A 15,700-nucleotide genomic window follows, 5' to 3' on the forward strand; every position below is an offset into this window, starting at 1 on the left:
GACACAGACCATGAAAATGAAATTTAACGCCCCGATACTGACCGGCAGCCTGCTGCTGGCACTAAGCACTCAGTCGGCATTCGCCGCCATCGCCCTCGATCGCACCCGGGTGATTTACGACGGCAGCCAGAAATCCATCAGCCTGAACGTCAGTAACGAGAACAAGCAGTTGCCCTATCTGGCCCAGGGCTGGATTGAAGATGCCAGTGGTAAAAAAATCTCCAGCCCGCTGACCGTGCTGCCGCCGGTGCAGCGCATTGAGCCGGGTGCAAAAAGTCAGGTGAAAGTGCAGGGACTGCCGGCAGTCAACGCGCTGCCGCAGGACCGTGAGTCGCTGTTCTACTTCAATATGCGTGAAATTCCGCCGCGCACCGATAAGCCCAACACGCTGCAAATTGCGCTGCAAACGCGTATCAAGCTGTTCTACCGTCCGGCATCCCTGATGAATACCGCGGGTGCCATGACCACGCCGTGGCAGGAAAAGATCACCCTGCACAAACAGGGCGACCGTTACGAGGTGAATAACCCCACCCCTTACTACGTCACCCTGGTGGACGGCAGCAGCACGGTGAAAGGCGAATCAGCCAAAGGTTTTGAACCGGTGATGGTGGAGCCCAATGGCAAAGCCAGCCTGACCGTCGGCTCCGGCGTGCTGGGCAGCAGCCCGGTACTGACCTATATCAACGATTACGGTGGCCGCCCGCAGCTGAAGTTCACTTGCAGTGGAAGCAGTTGCAAGGCCGAGGCGGTTAAGGACCGTTAATTCAGAGACGTAACCGTTAATGCCGGGGGGGATGCATGCAACAGAGAAAACGGATGAAGAACATAGCAGGATTTTTACTGGCCGACTGGCGAGGACTGATCGTGACGCTGATTACCACCTTTGGTGCTTCGGCATTAATCATCGCCGGAGTGGTGGTGATAACGCAGGCACGTGCCGCCGATAACTGGAATGTGGATGGTGCTAACGGGGTTTTACAGGTACACGGAGCGCTAACTGAGAGCGCCTGCCGCCTGGATATGGCTTCCGACCGCCAGGATTTTTCATTAGGGGAGATCGGCACCGGGCGGTTACGTCATCTTGGTGACCAGGGAACCCCGGTAGAGGTGCAGATAAAATTGCGCGACTGTCTGGCAGAGTCCACCGGCAGCGTCTATGACCATATCGGCAACCGGCTGTGGAGCCGCGAGCAGCCCGTGGTGACGGTCAGCTTTCTCGGCCCGGCAGATGACAATAACGCGCAGCTGTTGAAAGTGGTCGGTGCCGGAGGGATTGGCCTGCGTATCACCGACCTTCAGGGGCGTGATGTTCGTCTCGGGAGCAGCGGCGAACCGCTGCTGCTGACGCCGGGTCAGAACCAGCTGAATTATACCATCACCCCCGAGCGCACCCGGGCACCCTTAAAGGCCGGGGCTTATCAGGCACAGGTTAACTTTGGGCTGAGTTATGACTAGGTTATTGCGCTGGATTATCAGTTTTTCAGCCAGCATCTGCCCATTATTGCTACTCAGTGACTATGCTGCCGCTAACACCAATGTGACGGTGCGAGTGACGGTATTAGCGCCGTTATCCTGCGTGATAAATGGCAATAAGCCGATCATGGTTGATTTTGGCAATGCGGTGCAGACGGGAAAGGTGAATGGCAGCAATTATATGCAGACGGTGAATTATGATATGACCTGTGAAAGTACCAAGACCAATGCTTTGAAAATGAAAATAAACGCCCAGGCGGCAAGTTTTGATGGTAAGGCGGTTCTCACCAGTAACGGCAATTTAGGCATCGCCTTATATAACGGTAATACCCGGCTGGGCGTCAATGAATGGTTTAACTTTACCTGGCCAAATAAACCCGTATTAAAAGCCGTTCCTGTAAAAAACGCAGGCGCTACCCTTAAAAGCGGAGCATTCTCCGGTGCAGCAGTAATGATGGTGGACTATCAATGAGTGAAAAATATATCAGGCTGCTACAGGCAGGGGCTTTTTGCCAGCTGACCGTCATCCTACTCTACAGCGCCCTTTCCCATGCCGCGCCGGGAGATATGACGTTTAAAGGGACACTGATAGACCAACCGGCCTGTACCATCAGCCAGGGGACTGACCCTTACGTAAATTTTGGCAAGGATATACTGACGACTAAAATTGACGGGGTGAACTACAAGAAAGAAGCAAACTATACCATTGTCTGTAGTAATAATGTCAATAATTCACTGAGGATGCGCCTTGAAGGACAGGGGAGCAGTTTTGACAGCAAAGCGGTGTTGACCAGTAATAAGGATGTTGGCGTGGCAATCTATATAGGCAGCACCCGGGTTGGTGTCAATGAATGGTTTAATTTTACCTATCCTACAAAGCCGGTAATCAACCTGGTTCCGGTTAAAAAAACAAATGTGATATTAAAAGGCGGAAGTTTCTCAGGCGCCGTGCAATTTAAGGTGGACTACCAGTGAATAGCCAAAAAAAAACTGCGTCAGCAGCAGGAATAATCGCTCAGCTCTCTTTTTTTATCCTGTTCAGTCCGGCAGGGTTCGCCGCAGAACCCAGCCTGCGTTTTGATGGCACGATGATTGAACCGCCGCCCTGCGTGATTAATGGTGGCACGCCAATCAGCGTTGATTTCGGCAATGCGGTAATGACCACGCGGGTAGACGGGGTTAACTATATCAAGGAAGTCACCTATGGCCTCAGCTGTACCGAAGCGACCTCTAAAACCCTGCGTTTGCAGATAAAGGGGAGTGCAGCCAGCTTTGACAGCACCCGGCTGGCAACCGATAAGGGGGATCTGGCGATTGCGCTGACCGCCAACGGTAAAGCCCTCCCTGTCAATCAGTGGCTTAACTATACCGACCCGTCAAAACCCGTGCTTAAGGCGGTGCCGGTGAAAAAGACCGGCGCCACCCTGGCCGGGGGCGCTTTTAAAGCCACAGCCACCATGATGATCGACTATCAGTAATTGATAAAGACACGGACAGATGCTTAAAAAAATAGTGTGGACACTGCTGGCGGGGATGTTTATGGCTCATCCCGGCAGGGCAGAGGATAATTTCACCCTGAAAGGGATCTTACTTGAACCGCCAAAATGTGGTTTCAACGGCGGGTTAACGGCGCTGGTAAAATTTGGCGAGCGGGTGGGGGTCAATAAAGTAGACGGTAGTAACTACAAACAAAAATTACCTTATCTGATGTATTGCGAAGAGCAGTCTAAACCCTGGGACATGGCCCTGGTTCTTACCGGTAGCGTCACCAGCTATGACAACGCCGCAATACAGACCAATATTAAGGATCTGGGTATTCGGCTGTTGATTAACGGCCAGCCCTTTGCCGTTGATCAACCAGTGCCGATGGTCTTCAGTAAACCGCCGCTGATTGAAGCCGTTCCGGTTAAAAAGCCCGGCAGCACCCTGAGCACCGGTGCATTTGAGGCAACAGCAACGATAGGGATAAATTATCAGTGATGAACCACCACAGTAAAAGTTATTATCCGCTTACCGGCTCAGTCTGGAAGATCCTCGGCTTGCTGCCGCTGTTATTCTGCTCGTGGGTATATGCTCAGGATAACGTGATCATGCGTGGAGCACTGGTCACTGAGCCCTGTATTATTGCGCCGGGTGATGAAAGTATTCAGCTGGATTTTGGCGCAGTGGTGGATAACTACCTTTATATACATCAGCGGACCCTCGGGCAACGGTTTCAAATCAACCTTACTGACTGCGATCTTACTCTGGGCACCATCGTTAAAGTGGCCTTAAGCGGTACGGAAAACACCCGTTTACCCGGTCTGCTGGCAATCAGCGCCGCCAGCAAATCTGCGGGGATAGCCATTGGCCTGGAAACACCGGAAGGCAAGCCGTTACCGTTCAATGAGCAGGGCGGGGCGCGCGGTCTTTTTACGGGCAGGAACAGAATACCACTGAAAGCCTATATCCAGGCGGAACCGCAGGCGATAGCCAATCGCAGTATTCAATTCGGACCGTTTAGCGCGGTAGCGACATTCAGCCTGGAATATCAGTAAAAGTCTCTCTCTGATGAGGAAACTCTATTCGGTAGAGTTGAATTATCTGTTGGTTAATGAGTCATGCTGATACCCATTTACTTAGGAAGAAAGTGAATCTATTATGCATTCAAAAATAGTGTTTATTATTTTCGTTCTGTTTTCAATGCAGTCGTATGCGGGGAAGTGGCCAATTGCCACCAGTGTTACTATTAAGGAAAAAGGCCGACTTGAACTTAACGCTGAAATGGTGGAGATTGGTGCGGCAGCCGATACTAAATTAGGTGATAATAACTATTGGGGTTATGCAGGGATTGTAACAAGACAGGGGAGGATGCCTGGTGTGCTTGGGTCGATGATGGGAAGTTGCATAATAATAATCCCGAAATCATTTCAAACTCAAGGTAAAACATATGAGGAAACAATTGCCTATGCATATAGAGCATGTAGTAAAAGAATCCAGGTATATGATGAATATAGCTCTTGTATAGGATATGCTTTATTTAGTCCCTATCAACTTGATTGGGACCAGGTGTACAGCCCGATTGGTACCTGTTTTCAACTTGCTGATGTTAATCAATGGTGTTCACTCACCACACCAGAGTTGAACATCAATCATGGGGTGATATCGGTCAAAGAAGCCGCCGGAAATCGGGCAAAACAGACGATGAATATTAACTGCACTATACCGTCCAAAGTTACCTTAACTCTGCTTGGTGGTAAGGACACTATCCCCATCGGCGGGGGAACCTCATACCTGACCTCCTCTTTGGGTGTATTAGGTAAAGAGATATCCCTTCAGGCAGGTAACAACTCTGTGGATATTATCTCTGAACTTAATAACGTGAAGGAAGGCGAGTGGAACGCCAGTGCGGTGATGATGATGGAACTTAACTAACGTTGCATTATTTTAGCGGCGATAACCGTGTGCGACTGCTGCTTCAGAAGCATCAGTCGCATTTTTTTATCCTAAGCACGAGTGGTCATTATACATTTTGGTGGGTATTTCTGAATTAGCCGCTGCCCGCTTAATATAGTTCTGATTAATGCATACGCCATAACGTGGCAGGGTAATGATAAAGTCATCGGGCAGGCCGTTGGCGCTTAACAGGGCGCGGGTGCGACAAATAAGCTGGTTGTAGCTGCTTTCTCTGGCTTCGTAGTCTTCACTGTGCCATATCCGCTTAACAATCTCCTCCCGCTGATTGATCCCTTTAACCAGGTAATCAATTAAACGGGTTTGGTTTTTACTAAGCTTTATTTTTTTATTCTTTGGTTTTAATACCAGTTTTTGAACGTCAATAACCAGTATGTCATTTTCAAAGTACGATATTTTTTCCATTTTCAGACGTGACTCTCCGGTGGCTTAAATTAATCCATTAAAGTGAAGCGTTGTGTTCAATCCCGGCGCCTGGGTTTTCTCTCTGTTTTGCGTTTAACTTCCTGCATGAACTTAAGCGGCTTTTACAGTTGAGAAGGTCATTTTTTGACGAAGCCACTTTAGCAAAAACTAATGATTTGTGGATGTATATAATGCATTATCGAGTTACAATAGATTTTGAGCATTGTTTTTTTATTGTAAATAGATTTTTATTCTGATTGTTACTATAGTCGTACATCTACGATAAAATCAGTCAGCACAGGATGGATTCAGCAGTACCTGAACTGATGCTGTGACAGGACGTTCCACTGGCTGATGGATTAACGGTGATGAGAAAATGAAGCGAACGAAACAAGATTGAGCTGTTGATATATCCCGGGGGAATAAAAATGGAGTACCTGATTAACCATAGTGTGAAGTTCAATCCTGTGGACTGCACGCTGTTCAGTCCGGGATTTACGGTTGATATGATCACCATCACTCGCTTAAGCAGCGACCTGTTGGTTTTATTTGTAGAAAACAATCAGGTGCCGCTCAGCAGAGAGACGATCCTAAATAAACTGTGGGAAAATCGTGGATTAAGTGCATCCAGTAATAATCTTAATAACTATGTTTCAATTCTACGCAAGGTGATGAAGCAGTGCGGCAGTCCCGGCGTTATAACCACTATTCCCAAATATGGTTTTTTATTTAATGCTGAGGTTGTGCGGTTAGATGAAACTGAGGTGGTTCCGGCAGACCGGCCTGTCGAAAGTGCGATAAAAGAGCAGGAAAGTTACCATGATGAAATTAAGCCAGAAACAACGCTAAAAGTCGTACCTGAGGCGGGCGATGTTGACATTAAAAAAAGGAATGTGAATCCTGTCTTGTATTTAATGCTGCCTTTAATGATAGTGAGTTTAGCTATTACAGGACTGTTTCCTGAGGTTTATAACTATTTCAGGCTGAGCTCGATCAGAAGTGAAATACTTCGTATTGATCATTGCCGTGTTTATCTGATTGATGATGTTACCCGCAGAATGGACAGTGATTGGGTAACTGCTGAGATTAACGTTATTTTAAGTCGTGAGGGGATAAGCTGCCACGCCAATACGAATATCTATTTTTCAGGCAGAAGAATTCTCGATGAAAAAAAGGACCCTGCTGTTGGTGCTGTATTGAGCTATTGCCCATTTGCAAGTCAGGCACCTTGCGACAACTACAATTATTACCGTTATGAAGGTGCCCATGACCAGAAAAAATAAGGGCTTTCTGTTTTATTTTTTGCTGCTAATCCTGCTGGCAATCGCCAGTTGGTGGCGATGGGATAATATGAAAAATCCCGAGCAGTTTGACTGCTGGGGGCGTTTACATATTCGCAATAGCCTTGTCAGTTGTGTAAGGGAAACTAACGCGGATATCTTTCTGTCGATGCGAAAAAAAGAACAGGGTTATCTGCTAATCTCTGGTAGTTGGGCCTGTAAGGATCTGCCCTTAAACCCATTAAATGGGTTAGTGCATTTCAGTTATGAGAAGGATGGCAGCTATTACTCTCTTCATATGAAGGAGAGAAATGCCCAGTTAGAAGAGATCTTTGGTATGCTGAAATATCCTCAAATTAAGCTAAAGGTGACCCAGCTGAATTCGGGTGACAATATCCTGTCATTGCGCAATGAGATCCTGATGCTGTGCACTAATGATTAGCCGCGGGTGAGGGGGCGTTCCTTTACGGATACTCAGGTGCCCGGCACAGGCTCCATTAACATTTGCAGTTCACTCGCTACAGCTTCTCCCTTTACCTGCCACTCATGCTAAAATCACTCTGTTTGCATGACCGGGCATCTGCCCCTGAATCCTAATCCCTTCCTCGTCGGGCTTAACGACGCGGCGGGGATTTTTTTCATCTATTGTTTGTTGCGGGTTTTCCCCCGCGCCACCGTTTTGAAAGGAGTTGCTATGAATAACACCCTGGGTAACCAGTACGATAACTCGCTGGTGTCTAACGCCTTCGGTTTTATGCGTTTTCCGGTCAATTTTCAGCCTTACGACAGTGATGCCGAGTGGGTGATTACCGGTATTCCGTTTGATGCAGCCACCTCCGGTCGTCCGGGAAGCCGTCTTGGTCCAGGCGCTATTCGTCAGATTTCCACCAATCTGGCCTGGGAAGGTTGCCGCTGGCCGTGGGAGTTCAACCTGCGTGAACGCCTGAACGTGATTGACTGCGGCGATTTGGTTTATGCTTTTGGTGATTCTCAGGATCTGAGCGATAAACTCCAGGCGCACGCCGAGAAATTGCTGGCCAGCGGCAAGCGGATGCTGACCTTCGGCGGGGATCACTACATCACGCTGCCGCTGCTGCGCGCCCATGCCAAAACTTTTGGTAAAATGGCGCTGGTTCACTTCGATGCGCATACCGATACCTATTCAAATGGCCCGACCTTCGATCATGGCACCATGTTCTATACGGCGCCAAAAGAGGGTCTGATCTCGCCTGAGCACTCGGTGCAGATCGGTATCCGTACCGAGTTTGATAAGTCGCTGGGCTTCAACGTGCTGGATGCTGCGCAGGTCAACGACCGCAGCGTGGAGGACATCCTCGCTCAGGTGAAGCAGATTGTGGGTGACCTGCCTGTCTACCTGACCTTTGATATCGACTGCCTCGATCCGGCCCATGCGCCGGGAACCGGTACGCCGGTGATCGGCGGCCTGACCAGCGACAAAGCCAGCAAGCTGGTACGTGGCCTGCAGGGCATGAACATTGTCGGGATGGATCTGGTGGAAGTAGCTCCGGGTTACGACCAGTCTGATATTACCGCGCTGGCGGCTGCCAGTCTGGCGCTGGACATGCTGCATGTTCAGGCAGCCAATAAGGGCTGATGAGCTGACATTCCGACGCTGCTACCGACGGCGTCGGGATATTTCCCGGTGTGAGCCTTGCCTCTCACCTGACGTACTTCGCAAGATAAATGTTTACCGTCACATCTAGTAATTAACTTCCAGAAATCATCTAAATATAATCAATAAAAAATAACAGACATGACGTTATCGCCTGTCCGCTACAGATAACATCACGTAATATAAGAATAATCCCGTCAATCATGAAGCCTGATACTTCCCCTTCTTCATAAAGCCAAACTGAATCTAATGCCAATAAAAAACCAAAAAAGCCACTGGTGATCATTTAATGAGCAATGTGAGTGTTAGTTTTATGGGTGAAACTTTTTTAATTTTTTTTAGTATTATTTACAGTTTTTTTTAAATTATTTTTTAATCTTGATGATTTGTTTTTTGTTTTAAGTAATTGATTTTAATAATTTTATTATTGGGTTTTATTCGATTATTACATCTCATAACACATTATCCCTATTGTTTTTTAATTGTTATTTGTGGTGCGTCAGTTTTTCTCTGTTGTTCTGGTGGAGTCTGAATTCAATCTGAGAGGATATTCTTTGTTTTTCTTGCAAAAGGATTCTTATCAAATTTATAGTAAATTTTATTTTTCGTGATCGTCTGCACACTTACCCTAAATAAAATGATATGCAAATCCATTTCGCCAATATCGCCTATTGACGCATTGATTATCACTTCTATATTGAGCGTATTAGATAAGGAACAAAGTTTCATATTTGAAACAAATGGCAGGAGTAATGTGAATGAGCTGGAATAATGTCTGTAATATTTCGCAGATACAGGCTGACTTTCCTTTCGCCGCTAATATCGAAGGCCGTGAAATAGGGGTTTATCTGGTCGACGGAGAGTATTACGCGCTGGAAGATGTCTGCCCGCATGCGTACGCCCTGCTGAGTCAGGGTTTTGTTGAGGATGGCAAGGTGGAATGCCCGCTGCATGAGGCGGTCTTTGATATTAAAACAGGTCGCTGTCTTCGTGAACCTGGCGAACGAGATTTGACGCGTTATCCCCTCCGGGTGGTGGCCGGGCAGATTCAAATCAATGTGGTGACAGAGGACCAACCGTAATGAGCAATCAATCCGCGTTTAATCCGCAGCTGCCTGAAAGCCGCCAGTTTACACCGCCCAAAGAGGGCGGGAATGGGGCCATCCATGTCCCGGGCCAGTACCAGAATATTATCTGGCAGACGCGCCGCCGGGAGCCGGAACCTTTTGAAGTGACGTTAATTACTGAGCTGGAAGCGCTGTTCAGCCAGGGCATCGCCACGCTGGCACAGCTGGTGCCAGCGCTTAATCAGCAGCGGGTCTTTGACCGCAGCGGCACGCCATGGACGGAAGAGAGCTTCCGGGATTTCCTCCGGGTCAACGGCTACTGAACAGGGAGTGAATAATGAATGTAAAACAGTATCTTGATGAAGGTCTGCGCGGGCTGTGGTATCCGGTTTTGGCCAGCTGGGAGGTGCATTCCGCCCCGGTAGGTATTACCCGACTGGGGCAGCAGATTGTGGTATGGCGTGATGCACAAGGTCGCCTGCAGGCGCTGGAAGACCGCTGTCCGCATCGCGGTGCACGACTGTCGATGGGCTGGAATCTGGGGGACCGCATTGCCTGCTGGTATCACGGAGTCGAAGTCGCAGGAAGCGGAACGGTGACCGATGTTCCGGCGGTGGATCGCTGCCCACTGGTCGGCCAGAAATGCGTCCGCACCTATAGCGTGCAGGAAGCGCATGGGGCGATTTTTATCTGGTTTGGGGTGACCCATGACGAGGCTGCTTCCGAGCTGGTGTTCCCGCAGGAGCTGGCTGACAGCGAGCACTACAGCCATTTCCTCTGCACGGCCGCATGGAACTGCAACTATCAGTATGCGCTGGAAAATGTGATGGACCCGATGCACGGTACCTATCTGCATTCGTCGTCACACTCGATGGCCGAAGGCGATCGGAAAGCGGATATGGTCCTGGCGCTGACCGACACGGGGTTCCTGTTCCAGAAAGAGGGACAGAAAGGCGTCAACTTTGACTGGGTGGAGTTTGGCGAAAGTGGTGCCCAGTGGATGAGGCTGTCCATTCCCTATCAGAAGCGTTTTGGGCCGGGTGGCCCGTTCTGGATTGTAGGGATGGTGGTGCCGGAAGACACTGACCACTGTCGGGTATTCTTCTGGCGTATTCGTCAGGTTGACGGCTGGCAGCGTGATATGTGGCGCTTCTTCTACCGCAACCGCCTGGAGGGTCTGCACTGGGACGTGCTGGAGCAGGACAGAGTGATCCTCGAGTCGATGGCTCCGGCAGCCCGCGATCATGAGTATCTCTACCAGCACGATGTCGGGCTGTCGCGCCTGCGCCGTCTGATGCAAAAGGCGGCGAAACAGCAGATGGCGACGCTGGCAGAGAACGCTGCCGCACCGGAGCCGCGCTGATGGCCGGGCTGTTGGCCGGCCGGCGTATCGTGGTGACCGGTGCTGCGCGTGGACTGGGCTGGCAGTTTGCCCGGGATATGGCTGCGCAGGATGCACGAGTGGTCATGCTGGATATCCTCGCGGATGAGCTTGAGCAGTGCGCCACCCAGCTGCGTGAGACCGGTGCGCAGGTGGAGCACCGGGTACTGGATATTGCCGATCCGCAGGCGATTGAACGCACCTTTACCGCACTGGGTCAGAGCGGGCCCATTGATGGATTAGTCAATAACGCCGCCCTCGCCACCGGTGTGGGTGGCAAAAATATGCTGGAGTACGACATTGATCTCTGGGATCGCGTGATGCAGGTCAACGTGCGCGGCAGCTGGCTGGTGTCAAAAGCCGCCGTGCCGCTGATGCCCCCGGGGGGGAAAATCGTCAACGTGGCATCCGATACTGCCCTGTGGGGCGCGCCGAATCTGATGGCCTACGTGGCCAGTAAGGGGGCCATTATCGCGATGACGCGCTCAATGGCGCGTGAGCTGGGCGAGCGGGGACTTTGTGTCAACGCTATTGCGCCCGGGCTGACGCGGGTGGCGGCGACAGAGTATGTGCCGGCCGCCCGCCATCAGCTTTATGAGCAGGGACGGGCGCTGCGCGGAGCACAGCATCCTCAGGATGTCAGCGGTAGCGTGATCTGGCTGCTGTCCCCGCTGGCGGACTTCGTTACCGGGCAGCTGTTGCCGGTCAACGGTGGTTTTATTTTTAACTGATGTTCGGGAGTGAGTATGTCTGACGAAACCGGCTGCCGTTACCTGATCCCTGGACTGGATCGCGGTTTACAACTGCTGTTGGCGTTTGGGCAGCAGCAGCGAGAAATGACGTTTACCGAACTGCACCGCCTGGTTTCGATGCCTAAGGCGACGGCTTACCGGGTGGTTCAAACACTGGAATATCTGGGCTTCCTGGAGCGTAACCCCCGGACGAATACCTTCAGTCTCGGCATGATGGTACTGAGGCTGGGATTTGAATATCTTGCCTCGTTGGATGTGGCACGCGCCGGTCAGCCGGTGATTGAGCAGCTTCGTGATGCCAGCCTTTGTAGCAGCCATCTTGCGATTCGCGACGGGTCCGATCTGGTCTACATCGCCCGTGTCAGTGCGGCGGGAACGCAGATCAATCAGGTGAGTATCGGTACGCGACTGCCCGCGCACTGCACGTCGCTGGGCAGAATGTTGCTGACCGACCTCAACCGTAGCGAGTTTGAGCAACTTTATCCTGACCCCATACTGCCGGGCAGTGAGCAGGGGACCTTACAGGATCGTGATGCACTGTGGGAGATGGTCCAGCTTGACAGGCAACGCGGCTACGTGGTGGGTGAATCCTTTTTCCGCTGGGGGATCTCCTCGATTGTCTATCCCGTTTTCGACCGCAACCGACGCGTTTGCGCCGTTGTCAGCATCCTGGTTCCTGCAGGAGAGATCCCTGACGCTGACCGTAAGCGACTACAGCAAATGGTGGCTGATGCAGCAGCAAAAATCTCCGGTTATTTAGGGCACCGTTTAAAAGCGGGCTAATGCGTAAAACAGGTAAGGGTGACGCCGCGACCGTTGCGGTGGGGCATCTGCACGCCAAAATTCAGAAAATTGACCAAAAAAGAGGCAGGATCATGAGCGTATGCGGAATTGAGAAGCTGGAGTTTGGCGTGGAGGATCTGGCGCTGTGCAGCAAGTTTATGGTGGATTTCGGGCTTTCCGCGCGTGATGCCAGCCATTTTCAGACGCTGAGCGGGGCAGAGGTGGTGCTGCACCCTGTCGATTGTCAGGATCTGCCGCCCCCCTTTGAACCCGGTTCTACGCTGCGGCGTGTCACCTGGGGCGTCAGCGATCGTGCTGCACTGGAGGCTATCGCGGATAAGCTGAGTGGCCGGGTGCCCTTTGAAGAAAAGCACGGCGCGTTGCACTGCACTGACCCAAACGGTATGGCGTTATGTATCGCCATCAGCCAGCAGCAGGCGGTCACGCTGGACGTTCCTCCGATGAATCAGTGGGGCGATATACGCCGGGTCGATTGCCCCAGCCCTGTCTACAGCCAGGCGACCCCGATTAACATCGGTCATGTGGTGTTCTTTGTAAATGACCTTGCCGAAACCGAGCGCTTCTATCGTGAGGTGCTCGGTTTCCAGGTATCAGACCGTTACATCAACCGTGCAGTATTTTTGCGCACGCAGCCGTGCGGAGGCCATCACAACCTGTTCCTGCTGCAATTACCCACCGGTAAGCGTGGCCTGAATCACGTGGCTTTCAACGTTCGTGATATTCACGAGGTGGCTGGCGGTGGGCTGGCGATGAACAAGCAGCAGTGGAGCACCTTTATTGGCCCAGGCCGCCATCCGGTTTCCTCCGCTTATTTTTGGTACGTCAACAGTCCGACCGGCGGTGCTTTTGAGTATTACACCAATGATGACTGGCTGACAGAGAACTGGCAGCCGCGTGAACTCGAGCACTCGCTGGTTTCGTTCACCGAATGGGCCGTGGAGGGTGGCATCGACTACACCACCCGCCGTCAGCAAAAGCAGGGGGCAGTATGAGCGCCGGAATTGTCATTATTGGCAGTGGCCAGGCCGCAGGCTGGGCGGCGAAAACGCTGCGTGAGGGCGGATACGATCGGCGTATCAGTATCGTGGCAGATGAACCCTGGGATTTTTACGAACGTCCGCCGCTGTCGAAAAGTGTGCTGCTGGACAATGACCCCTCACTGACCCGCCTGTTTAGCGAGGTATCGCAGGCGGCGCTGGATCTGACCTGGTATCGACCGCTGCGGGCAGAAATGATCGCGCGGTCAGAGCAGCGCGTGATGCTCAGTAACGGGCAAACCCTGCCTTACGATCAGTTGCTGATTGCGACCGGCAGCCGCCCACGTATGCCAGGCCGTGAATGGCAAAACCATCCGCGTATTCATACGCTGCGGAGCTGGCAGGATGCACTGACACTGAGGGCCGGCCTCAGCGACTGCCGGCGGCTGGCTGTCGTCGGTGGGGGATGGATTGGACTGGAGATTGCGGCATCCGCACGTCAGAAAGGCATCGACGTGACGATTTTTGAGCGCCAGCCCGCATTGTGTCAGCGCAGTGTCGACCCGGGGGTCTCTGCCGCCCTGCTGGCGCTACATCAGCAGCATGGCGTTGAGCTGCACACCGGCTGCGGTGAGATCCAGCTCTCTTACCGGCAGAGTCTGCCGCAGATCAGCAGTACGCGCACGGCGGTGCAGATATTTGATCGCGTTGTGGTGGGCATCGGCGTTGAGCTGAATCTTGAACTGGCCCTGCAGGCCGGGCTGAACGTCGATAACGGCATTGTCGTGGACGGGCAGGGACGAACCAGCGATCCGCTCATCTTTGCGGCGGGCGACGTGGCACGTCATCCCCAGCTTGGCATTTCTCTTCAGTCCTGGGCCTTTGCCCAAAATCAGGCCATAGCCACCGCACGGGCAATGCTTGACCCGCAGTCCCCGCCTTATCAGGCGATCCCGTGGCTGTGGTCGGATCAATATGACGTCAATATCCAGATCCTCGGTCTGCCCGCCGAGACGGGAACCCCCGTCACCCGTTCACAGGGGGACAGTACGCTGTGGTTCCGACTGGGAGCGGACTGCTGTCTGCAACAGCTGGTGGCATTTAATGACGCGCGCAGTATCAAACTGGCCAAGCGCTGGATGGCGGCGGGAACCCGGCTGGAGGCTGAACGGCTCGCCGACCCTGATTTCCCGCTGATGTCGCTGCGCTGACCGGAGGCGATACTGATGAGCATATCTGAATATCAGCCTGCCACGGCGGCCGTGGATGCGCAGTGCAGCGGGGAGGTTCGCTGGTCGATCCCGCTGGCCCTGTTTGCCTGCGTACTGCTGGCCTTTTTTGACAAGGTGAGCATTGCTGCGCTGTTTTCTGACCCGATCTTCCAGCAGGCGCTGGGGATTGATTTTGATACCACCCGACTCGGGCTGCTAATGAGCGCCTTTCTGCTCAGTTATGGCTGCTCGTCGGTGCTGTTAAGTGGGCTGGGCGACAGGATTAATCCGCTGCGCTTACTGACCATCATGATGCTGTCGTGGTGTCTGCTGATGATCGCGATGGGCTTTTGTCATTCCTACAGCATGATGCTGGTGCTGCGCGTGGCACTGGGTGTGGCAGAAGGCCCCCTGTTCCCGCTGGCTTTTGCCGTGGTTCGCCTGAACTTTCCGCAACATCTACAGGCACGGGCCACCATGCTGTGGCTGCTGGGTACCCCCATCGGGGCGGCCATCGGTTTTCCACTTTCCCTTTTTCTACTGACGCGTTTTGGCTGGCAGAGCACCTTCTGGTTTATGGCGTTGCTGACGGTGCCGGTCATGGTCTGGGTCTGGCTGGCGCTGCGAAATCTGCGTCAGATGCCTGCGGGATCGCGTCAGGTCAGTCTGCCGCGTAAAGCGGCGCGCAGGCGTCTGTTCCGCAGCGTTCATTTCTGGATTATTTGCGTGACGAACATCGCTTTCTTGACCTACCTCTGGGGGGTTAACGGCTGGCTGCCGAGCTATCTGGTGGAAGGCCGTGGCATCCATCTCAGTGATGTGGGCTGGCTGTCGTCACTGCCCTTTATCGCCATGCTGTTAGGGGAAGGGGCAGGCGCATGGCTTTCCGATCGCTTCGATCGCCGTGCGCTGGTCTGCTTTATCTCCCTGGGCGGCGCGGCGGCTGGCCTGCTGGCGGTACTGCATCTGCAACAGACCTGGATGGTGATCGCCGCCATGAGCGTCAGCACGTTTATGTGGGGGGCGGGAGCACCCAACATGTTTGCGTTACTGGCAAAGGTTACGCCGTCCAGTGTGACGGCAACCGCCGGGGGAATTTTCAACGGTCTGGGTAATTTTGCCGGGGCGCTGGCACCTGTGCTGATGGGGGCGCTGATTGCCTCTACGCACAGCATGGACAGTGGCCTGCTTTTTCTGGTGGTGATGGCCGTGCTGGGTTGCATGCTGTTACTTCCGATGCTGAAACGTTACTGAGGAGAGTTAA

The 15,700-nt window shown here is 52.5% G+C and carries 20 protein-coding genes; 19 read left to right on the forward strand and 1 reads right to left on the reverse strand.

What is annotated here, in order from left to right:
* The first annotated feature begins 10 nt into the window (after window positions 1-10).
* From IFU29_RS10390 to IFU29_RS10425, 8 genes are all read left to right on the forward strand, one after another.
* Window positions 11-763 carry a fimbria/pilus periplasmic chaperone gene (locus IFU29_RS10390; protein ID WP_423244831.1) on the forward strand — a complete coding sequence of 251 codons (753 nt, stop codon included), beginning with the start codon at window positions 11-13 and terminating at the stop codon, window positions 761-763.
* Between the two features lie 53 nt (window positions 764-816).
* Entirely contained in the window at window positions 817-1,455 is a 639-nt protein-coding gene (locus IFU29_RS10395) for a fimbrial protein (RefSeq protein ID WP_244633678.1), read from the forward strand.
* Window positions 1,448-1,945: a fimbrial protein gene (locus IFU29_RS10400; RefSeq protein ID WP_191933871.1), complete on the forward strand. Its 498-nt coding sequence runs from the start codon at window positions 1,448-1,450 to the stop codon at window positions 1,943-1,945. Before IFU29_RS10395 ends, IFU29_RS10400 begins: the two co-directional genes overlap by 8 nt.
* A complete protein-coding gene (locus tag IFU29_RS10405) occupies window positions 1,942-2,448 on the forward strand; it encodes a fimbrial protein (protein ID WP_191933872.1) in 507 nt (168 codons plus the stop codon). Before IFU29_RS10400 ends, IFU29_RS10405 begins: the two co-directional genes overlap by 4 nt.
* On the forward strand, window positions 2,445-2,951 hold the full coding sequence (locus IFU29_RS10410) for a fimbrial protein (RefSeq protein ID WP_342214470.1): 507 nt from the start codon (window positions 2,445-2,447) through the stop codon (window positions 2,949-2,951). The genes IFU29_RS10405 and IFU29_RS10410 overlap by 4 nt, the downstream gene beginning before the upstream one ends.
* Window positions 2,952-2,970: 19 nt before the next feature.
* Complete coding sequence (locus tag IFU29_RS10415; RefSeq protein WP_191933873.1) at window positions 2,971-3,453, forward strand: fimbrial protein; 483 nt, start codon at window positions 2,971-2,973, stop codon at window positions 3,451-3,453.
* Window positions 3,453-4,010 (forward strand): fimbrial protein, encoded by a 558-nt coding sequence (locus IFU29_RS10420; protein WP_191934051.1) that lies wholly within the window; start codon window positions 3,453-3,455, stop codon window positions 4,008-4,010. The genes IFU29_RS10415 and IFU29_RS10420 overlap by 1 nt, the downstream gene beginning before the upstream one ends.
* A gap of 103 nt (window positions 4,011-4,113) precedes the next feature.
* Window positions 4,114-4,887 (forward strand): PapG chaperone-binding domain-containing protein, encoded by a 774-nt coding sequence (locus IFU29_RS10425; protein WP_191933874.1) that lies wholly within the window; start codon window positions 4,114-4,116, stop codon window positions 4,885-4,887.
* 66 nt (window positions 4,888-4,953) lie between these two features.
* On the opposite strand, the gene IFU29_RS10430 is transcribed toward IFU29_RS10425, so the two are convergent.
* Window positions 4,954-5,331: a winged helix-turn-helix domain-containing protein gene (locus IFU29_RS10430; RefSeq protein ID WP_191933875.1), complete on the reverse strand. Its 378-nt coding sequence runs from the start codon at window positions 5,329-5,331 to the stop codon at window positions 4,954-4,956.
* 428 nt (window positions 5,332-5,759) lie between these two features.
* On the opposite strand from IFU29_RS10430, the gene IFU29_RS10435 reads away from it, so the two are divergent.
* The 11 genes from IFU29_RS10435 (at window position 5,760) to IFU29_RS10485 (ending at window position 15,690) form a co-directional block, all read left to right on the forward strand.
* A complete protein-coding gene (locus tag IFU29_RS10435; RefSeq protein ID WP_191933876.1) occupies window positions 5,760-6,614 on the forward strand; it encodes a winged helix-turn-helix domain-containing protein in 855 nt (284 codons plus the stop codon).
* The gene (locus IFU29_RS10440) at window positions 6,598-7,053 is read left to right on the forward strand and encodes a hypothetical protein (protein WP_191933877.1); all 456 of its coding nucleotides are present in this window, start codon (window positions 6,598-6,600) and stop codon (window positions 7,051-7,053) included. The genes IFU29_RS10435 and IFU29_RS10440 overlap by 17 nt, the downstream gene beginning before the upstream one ends.
* Window positions 7,054-7,305: 252 nt before the next feature.
* Window positions 7,306-8,226 (forward strand): agmatinase, encoded by a 921-nt coding sequence (gene speB, locus IFU29_RS10445; protein WP_191927632.1) that lies wholly within the window; start codon window positions 7,306-7,308, stop codon window positions 8,224-8,226.
* 776 nt (window positions 8,227-9,002) lie between these two features.
* On the forward strand, window positions 9,003-9,326 hold the full coding sequence (locus IFU29_RS10450) for a non-heme iron oxygenase ferredoxin subunit (protein ID WP_191933878.1): 324 nt from the start codon (window positions 9,003-9,005) through the stop codon (window positions 9,324-9,326).
* Window positions 9,326-9,634: a recombinase-like helix-turn-helix domain-containing protein gene (locus IFU29_RS10455; RefSeq protein WP_191933879.1), complete on the forward strand. Its 309-nt coding sequence runs from the start codon at window positions 9,326-9,328 to the stop codon at window positions 9,632-9,634. The genes IFU29_RS10450 and IFU29_RS10455 overlap by 1 nt, the downstream gene beginning before the upstream one ends.
* A gap of 14 nt (window positions 9,635-9,648) precedes the next feature.
* Window positions 9,649-10,674 carry an aromatic ring-hydroxylating oxygenase subunit alpha gene (locus tag IFU29_RS10460; RefSeq protein ID WP_191933880.1) on the forward strand — a complete coding sequence of 342 codons (1,026 nt, stop codon included), beginning with the start codon at window positions 9,649-9,651 and terminating at the stop codon, window positions 10,672-10,674.
* Window positions 10,674-11,423, forward strand: a complete 750-nt coding sequence (locus IFU29_RS10465) for an SDR family oxidoreductase (protein WP_191933881.1) — start codon at window positions 10,674-10,676, stop codon at window positions 11,421-11,423. The genes IFU29_RS10460 and IFU29_RS10465 overlap by 1 nt, the downstream gene beginning before the upstream one ends.
* Before the next feature lie 15 nt (window positions 11,424-11,438).
* Window positions 11,439-12,227, forward strand: a complete 789-nt coding sequence (locus IFU29_RS10470; protein WP_191933882.1) for an IclR family transcriptional regulator — start codon at window positions 11,439-11,441, stop codon at window positions 12,225-12,227.
* A gap of 92 nt (window positions 12,228-12,319) precedes the next feature.
* Complete coding sequence (locus tag IFU29_RS10475; RefSeq protein ID WP_191933883.1) at window positions 12,320-13,240, forward strand: VOC family protein; 921 nt, start codon at window positions 12,320-12,322, stop codon at window positions 13,238-13,240.
* A complete protein-coding gene (locus IFU29_RS10480) occupies window positions 13,237-14,436 on the forward strand; it encodes an NAD(P)/FAD-dependent oxidoreductase (RefSeq protein WP_191933884.1) in 1,200 nt (399 codons plus the stop codon). Before IFU29_RS10475 ends, IFU29_RS10480 begins: the two co-directional genes overlap by 4 nt.
* A 15-nt stretch (window positions 14,437-14,451) precedes the next feature.
* On the forward strand, window positions 14,452-15,690 hold the full coding sequence (locus tag IFU29_RS10485) for an MFS transporter (protein ID WP_191933885.1): 1,239 nt from the start codon (window positions 14,452-14,454) through the stop codon (window positions 15,688-15,690).
* The last annotated feature ends 10 nt before the right edge of the window (window positions 15,691-15,700 follow it).

Origin of the sequence: Erwinia persicina (genome assembly GCF_014838825.1) — a bacterium.
In the GTDB taxonomy this organism is placed as follows: Bacteria; Pseudomonadota; Gammaproteobacteria; order Enterobacterales; family Enterobacteriaceae; genus Erwinia; species Erwinia persicina_A.

Bases quoted from the DNA above. Each gene is read 5' to 3' on its own strand.
- IFU29_RS10390 (WP_423244831.1), top strand. From the start codon at position 11: ATGAAAATGAAATTTAACGCCCCGATACTGACCGGCAGCCTGCTGCTG.
- IFU29_RS10395 (WP_244633678.1), top strand. From the start codon at position 817: ATGAAGAACATAGCAGGATTTTTACTGGCCGACTGGCGAGGACTGATC.
- IFU29_RS10400 (WP_191933871.1), top strand. From the start codon at position 1,448: ATGACTAGGTTATTGCGCTGGATTATCAGTTTTTCAGCCAGCATCTGC.
- IFU29_RS10405 (WP_191933872.1), top strand. From the start codon at position 1,942: ATGAGTGAAAAATATATCAGGCTGCTACAGGCAGGGGCTTTTTGCCAG.
- IFU29_RS10415 (WP_191933873.1), top strand. From the start codon at position 2,971: ATGCTTAAAAAAATAGTGTGGACACTGCTGGCGGGGATGTTTATGGCT.
- IFU29_RS10420 (WP_191934051.1), top strand. From the start codon at position 3,453: ATGAACCACCACAGTAAAAGTTATTATCCGCTTACCGGCTCAGTCTGG.
- IFU29_RS10425 (WP_191933874.1), top strand. From the start codon at position 4,114: ATGCATTCAAAAATAGTGTTTATTATTTTCGTTCTGTTTTCAATGCAG.
- IFU29_RS10430 (WP_191933875.1), bottom strand. From the start codon at position 5,331: ATGGAAAAAATATCGTACTTTGAAAATGACATACTGGTTATTGACGTT.
- IFU29_RS10435 (WP_191933876.1), top strand. From the start codon at position 5,760: ATGGAGTACCTGATTAACCATAGTGTGAAGTTCAATCCTGTGGACTGC.
- IFU29_RS10440 (WP_191933877.1), top strand. From the start codon at position 6,598: ATGACCAGAAAAAATAAGGGCTTTCTGTTTTATTTTTTGCTGCTAATC.
- speB (WP_191927632.1), top strand. From the start codon at position 7,306: ATGAATAACACCCTGGGTAACCAGTACGATAACTCGCTGGTGTCTAAC.
- IFU29_RS10450 (WP_191933878.1), top strand. From the start codon at position 9,003: ATGAGCTGGAATAATGTCTGTAATATTTCGCAGATACAGGCTGACTTT.
- IFU29_RS10455 (WP_191933879.1), top strand. From the start codon at position 9,326: ATGAGCAATCAATCCGCGTTTAATCCGCAGCTGCCTGAAAGCCGCCAG.
- IFU29_RS10460 (WP_191933880.1), top strand. From the start codon at position 9,649: ATGAATGTAAAACAGTATCTTGATGAAGGTCTGCGCGGGCTGTGGTAT.
- IFU29_RS10465 (WP_191933881.1), top strand. From the start codon at position 10,674: ATGGCCGGGCTGTTGGCCGGCCGGCGTATCGTGGTGACCGGTGCTGCG.
- IFU29_RS10470 (WP_191933882.1), top strand. From the start codon at position 11,439: ATGTCTGACGAAACCGGCTGCCGTTACCTGATCCCTGGACTGGATCGC.
- IFU29_RS10475 (WP_191933883.1), top strand. From the start codon at position 12,320: ATGAGCGTATGCGGAATTGAGAAGCTGGAGTTTGGCGTGGAGGATCTG.
- IFU29_RS10480 (WP_191933884.1), top strand. From the start codon at position 13,237: ATGAGCGCCGGAATTGTCATTATTGGCAGTGGCCAGGCCGCAGGCTGG.
- IFU29_RS10485 (WP_191933885.1), top strand. From the start codon at position 14,452: ATGAGCATATCTGAATATCAGCCTGCCACGGCGGCCGTGGATGCGCAG.